Below are 5,149 nucleotides of genomic sequence, written 5' to 3'. Positions count from 1 at the left end.
GGGAACGCCTCGCGGGTATAGACTTGCAAAGCCAGTTGAAAGGCCGTGATTGCCTGCTCGATGTTCTCGGCTCGTTCTCCACGAATGCGATCATTGTAGGCAAGTGCCAAGTTATTTTGCGTCCCTGCCCAATCTTCTGGGAACGCTTCGCGGGTTCTGACTTGCAACGCGAACTGACAGGCGGTGATTGCCTGTTCGATGTTCTCGGCTCGTTCTCCACGAATACGATCTTTGTAGGCAAGAGCCAGGTTATTTTGCATCGTTGCCCATTGTTCTGGGTATGCCTCGCAGGTGTAGACTTGCAATGTGAGTTGATAGGCCGCGATTGCCTGCTCGATGTTCTCGGCTCGTTCTCCACGAATGCGAGCATAGTAGACAGATGCCAGGTTAATGTATGTCGTTGCCCATTGTTCTGGGTATGCCTCGCAGGTATAGACTTGCAATGCGAGTTGATAGGCCGCGATTGCCTGCTCGATGTTCTCGGCCCGTTCCCCCCGAATGCGAGCATAGTAGGCAGTTGCCAGGTTATTTTGCGTCGTTGCCCATTGTTTGGGGAACGCCTCGCGGGTGCTGACTTGCAATGCGAGTTGATAGGCGGCGATCGCCTGCTCGATGTTTTCGGCTCGTTCTCCACGAATGCGCTCGCTGTAGGCAAGAGCCAAATTACTATGTGTCATCGCCCATTGTTCTGGGAATGCCTCGCGAGTGCTGACTCGCAAGGCCAGTTGATAGGCCGCGATTGCCTGCTCGATGTTCTCTGCCCGTTCTCCACAAATGCGGTCTTTGTAGGCAGTTGCCAGGTTATTTTGCGTCGTTGCCCATTGTTCTGGGAATGCCTCTTGAGTTCTGACTTGTAAAGCGAATTGACAGGCCGTGATCGCCTGCTCGATGTTCTCGGCTCGTTCTCCACGAATGCGAGCATAGTAGGCAGTTGCCAGGTTACTGTATGTCATTGCCCATTGTTCTGGATAATCCTCTTGGGTATAGACTTGCAATGCGAGTTGATAGGCCGTGATTGCCTGCTCGATGTTTTCGGCTCGTTCTCCACGAATGCGGTCTTTGTAGGCAGTTGCCAGGTTATTTTGCGTCGTTGCCCATTGTTCTGGGAATGCCTCTTGAGTTCTGACTTGCAAAGCGAATTGACAGGCCGCAATCGCCTGCTCGATGTTCTCTGCCCGTTCTCCACAAATGCGGTTTGTGTAGGCAGATGCCAGGTTGCTGTATGTCATTGCCCATTGTTCTGGATAATCCTCTTGGGTATAGACTTGCAATGCGAGTTGATAGGCGGCAATACTCAACTCTAGGTTTAACCATCGCGTTCCTAGAGGAAATTGGTTAATCAAATTACCAAAAGTTACAAAGACTGCTGCAATTTTCTGAGTTTTATCAGTTTCTTGAATCAATGCTTTAAATACGTCTGGCAATGCTGAAAGTAAAGCTTGATCCAATCGCGATAGATTAGCCCGAAAGAACCCATACACCTGAGTTGGGTTCTCCTGGGTTCGCGCAATCAACTGCACAACGTCTAATAGAAAGTCGATCGCCTCTTCAGACGACGATCCAGTAGGATTATCTTCCGCCAACCCCAGTACCTGCGCTACCAAGCCCGCAAAGTTCCGCAGCCATCCGGCATTGCTGTTGCCCTGATTCTCCATCAGGTCAGCACATTGCCTCATCACCACCACCAACCCTGCATCCACCAGTTCCGCCTGCCCCTGCAAGACCGCCCACTCATCCCCCTGGGCACAATCCAGCAGTTGCTCAATCAACCTCACATACGCTTGTATCCGCTGCTTATCTGCCATACCCGAACCCTCTCAACGACCTAGCCCCGTTGTAGAAGCTTGTTTGAGCAATAAAATCGCCCTCCAAAATATAATGCCTCACTCTGTGTTCTTGAAGGATGCTCAACTTAGCAGGGTAAAAATTTGATGGTGACAATCTTTGAAAAAGGTTCTTTTCCAAGCAGAACTGAATTGAGTTGGTCATTGGTGAACATAGAGATGGATAAGGATAGATAAATAGGATGGCTAAACGCCAGTGTAACTAAAGGCTGCCCAGTGGAAGGGGTGGGCGTAGGAGCGATTGTCTGGGGTTGGGGTAAACAATCCCACAGAGTTAGCGATTTCTCCGTCGGTGCTATCTCGCAACCAGATTTGGGCTTGGCGCAGGGCTTCTAGCGGTTCTTGGTTTTCGGTACGCCAAAGTTCATAAAACTTGCTGAGTAAGAGCATGGTGCTGAGATCGGAGACACACCAGAGAGAAGCAATGACACCTGCAACCCCTGCTTGGAGTAATCCGGTGGGTAAGCTAATCGCTTCATCAGCAAGTTCAGTTCCTACCAGTCCAGTTTCGCAGGCAGAGAGGACAACAAGACGGATACCACCTTGGTCACTCAATTTGAGGTCGAGGATTTGGCGCAGGGTGAGGAGTCCATCACTCATGGCTAGTCCACTATTAAGCGGTTCACGCAGGTTAGCAGTACCGTGGCAGGAAAGATGTAGGAAGTTGCAATCAGGTAGTAAAGCAAGGACAGATTCTAATGTGGCTTCCTCATGTTTCAGAACTTTAGGCTGTGGGAAGCTGGCGATGGCCGCCGCCACTTCCCGACTGGAGTTAGACAAATCCTTCAGGGGATTGTTGATCGCCGTCATTACCTCTGCTGTTGACTGCTGTGCGATCGCCTCTGCTGCGGTGAGCGATCGCGCATTGGGCGCATAGGTAAAGCAAATCTCATCAAGGGCGTAGCGTTTGCCAGTGGGTCGGCTGGGGTCTTCTGTCCAGGCGGCATGGAGGGGCAGAAAGCTGAGGAGTCCGGTGGGAATGAGGGTGGCTTGCTGGAAGTTGTGATCTGTGAGGTGCTGGATTAGCGGTGCCATCAGGGGTTCCCAGAGTTGGCGGGTAGCGCGATCGATTTCCTCACACCACTGCAAATAATTAGCTTTTGAGTCATCCCGGAAGTTTTGATAGGCTCCGAACCAGCAACTGACTTTAGGATCGTCCGCAGATCCGTAAAGGATTTCTCGCAGGACTATCTCGGTTAAATCATCCAGCCAGATAGACTGAATGTTCTCTGGGGTAACGATAAGAGCAAGACCGCCTACGGGTGTGGTGACAAGATAGACCAATGGCTGATCGCTGCTTGCCGCCTGATGCACTTCTTCAAAGGTTGGTAAGATTAGGAACTTTTCGTAGCCAGGTACCTGGCGGATGTCTTGGATGAGGGTGTCGAGTTGATGGCGAAGGTCGATCGCAGTTTCTCGTAGGGTTTCGGGGGTGAGGCTATGGCGATCGCTGGAAATCATGCGATCGCGTTGCTGACTCTCCAGGTTTCGCAGTTGCTTGGTAATGTCCTGGTAGCGATTGTAAAAGTCTGGGGCGATTTGTTGAAGTTGAGTAAGGTCAGAACGATCTCGATTGAGGCTCTCACTAAGACCACGAGCGCGCCCTTGTTCCAAAGTAGTGACAGCGATCGCTTTTCCCGCTAATGGTTTAGCTGCATAGGGTCGAAGTGCTGCTAGTCGGCGCTCCGTACCCGCCAAACAACTGCCATCTACAATTCGTTGGCGATATTGTTTTCCCAGAGGACTAGGGCGTTCCACATTCAAACTTTCGAGCAACTGCAACAGGTCAGATGCTGTCTCATGCACCAATGCCCGACTTACAGGCAGTTCTACCCGTTGTAGTTTGTTGTATAGTGCTGTGGTGCTGACATTCACCTCTACTGCTTTTTTTTGATAGGCAGCATGGACTGATGGATACATCCCACACACCACCAGACTCATCAAATCCACCTGAGTCGAAAACAGTAACAAATGAAGAGTATTGGCGTTCACTATAAGTCTCGAAAAGCTGATTCATCCGCGAAGAGTTAAAAATGTATTCCATCAGTCCTCGCATCATTACAGTGACTGGGCTTGCCTCTACAAATGCATCAAACACAGGAGATAGCATCGGTCGTTAAGTACTGTTCTAGGTTTACCTTCTTACAAAATCCATATAACGTGCTATTTGTCAATATTGAGAGGGCTGGGTATTTAAACCAAACATGTGTTAGCAAAATATGACCTGGCATTTTAATGGAAAAGTACAGAAGAACTAATACTCGCCTCACCATGAAATCAAAAATGTTATATAAAATATAAATGGTCAATTTATAGTGCCAAGTCAGAGATCGCATCGTTGATTTTCCCTTGGAGTAAGTAAAAATACAGGTTGCCTGCTGTAAAGAGAGTTCTGCCACTTTACATTGTAGAGAGCAAAACGATATTAGACTACTGTAAGTGTTATTGCTGTAAGCTATATTGAAAAATTTCATCTAAAATTTACAGACATCTCATCTAAAGTCACGAGTACTTCATTTTGTTGTCTGCAAGCATCCCTGTTTCAGCCGTGTGGGAATGGCAGGTCTAACCTGCGTAATCAGTACCACTGGTACTCATTGCTCTTGATTAACCAAAGCTTGTATTGTGCTAACTGGATGACGATGAAGGCGACGTTTTTGTTTACGAGGAGCTTCGGCTAAAGCTAATCTACGACGTTGAGTTTTATACTCAGTTATAGGTACTTGCTGAATTTGTGCAAGTAACTAATGACGCAGTAGGTTTCGTACAAATGACAACCTTACCTTGAATCGTTGAGCTAAGTGGCGTTGAGAGCCTTCTTTTGCTTTCCACCCTGCAATTACACGACGGCGCAAATCCCCTAAGTAAGATACTGGCATCGAATCAAACAATCACTTCATATCTACTTTACTGATTTTGTGGTTCAATTACCTGAAAATTGCTGTAAAACATCCTCTTAAACGCGAGCAGCCCAATAACTACTAATGTCTACTAGCTACTATCCGGTTATGCTTTACCCATCACTAACAAGACGGTTTAATGCTTATCAAGGACGGGAGCATTTGAAAGCTTCGTTTCAAGGATGCGTTCAATTACCAAATATAAATGGTACAGCCAAGCAAGGTGTGAGCGAAAAGGAGTTTTTTCGCCATTTACTGTGTGCGTTTCCAGGAAATCTTATCTGTCAAGCGGTTGAGTTTGAGATTCCAGGTTATCCTCAACACTACTCGGCTGATTTTATCCTTTACCATCAATCTTCTGGGTTAGCTCTCGATATTGAGATTGATGAACCTTATGCTGGAGAT

The 5,149-nt window shown here is 47.9% G+C and carries 3 protein-coding genes and 1 pseudogene; 1 reads left to right on the top strand and 3 read right to left on the bottom strand.

Features of this window, described 5'->3' with window-relative positions:
• The 3 genes from VB732_RS04510 to VB732_RS04500 all read right to left on the bottom strand — a co-directional run.
• A partial coding sequence (locus tag VB732_RS04510) for a tetratricopeptide repeat protein (protein ID WP_323229650.1) occupies window positions 1-1,514 on the bottom strand: 1,514 nt, incomplete at its 3' end.
• A gap of 516 nt (window positions 1,515-2,030) precedes the next feature.
• Entirely contained in the window at window positions 2,031-3,836 is a 1,806-nt protein-coding gene (locus tag VB732_RS04505) for a CHAT domain-containing protein (protein WP_323229649.1), read from the bottom strand.
• A 752-nt stretch (window positions 3,837-4,588) separates the two neighbouring features.
• Window positions 4,589-4,723: a hypothetical protein gene (locus VB732_RS04500; RefSeq protein ID WP_323229648.1), complete on the bottom strand. Its 135-nt coding sequence runs from the start codon at window positions 4,721-4,723 to the stop codon at window positions 4,589-4,591.
• Window positions 4,724-4,828: 105 nt separating this feature from the next.
• On the opposite strand from VB732_RS04500, the pseudogene VB732_RS04495 reads away from it, so the two are divergent.
• Window positions 4,829-5,149 (top strand): annotated as a pseudogene (locus VB732_RS04495) (hypothetical protein); the annotation flags it as partial.

The sequence above is a fragment of the Nostoc sp. UHCC 0252 genome (genome assembly GCF_034931145.1).
Taxonomy (GTDB): Bacteria; Cyanobacteriota; Cyanobacteriia; order Cyanobacteriales; family Nostocaceae; genus Nostoc.
This window is presented reverse-complemented; position numbering and strand designations above follow the sequence as displayed.

Coding starts and splice junctions, on each gene's coding strand:
- VB732_RS04500 (WP_323229648.1), bottom strand. CDS start 4,723: ATGCCAGTATCTTACTTAGGGGATTTGCGCCGTCGTGTAATTGCAGGG.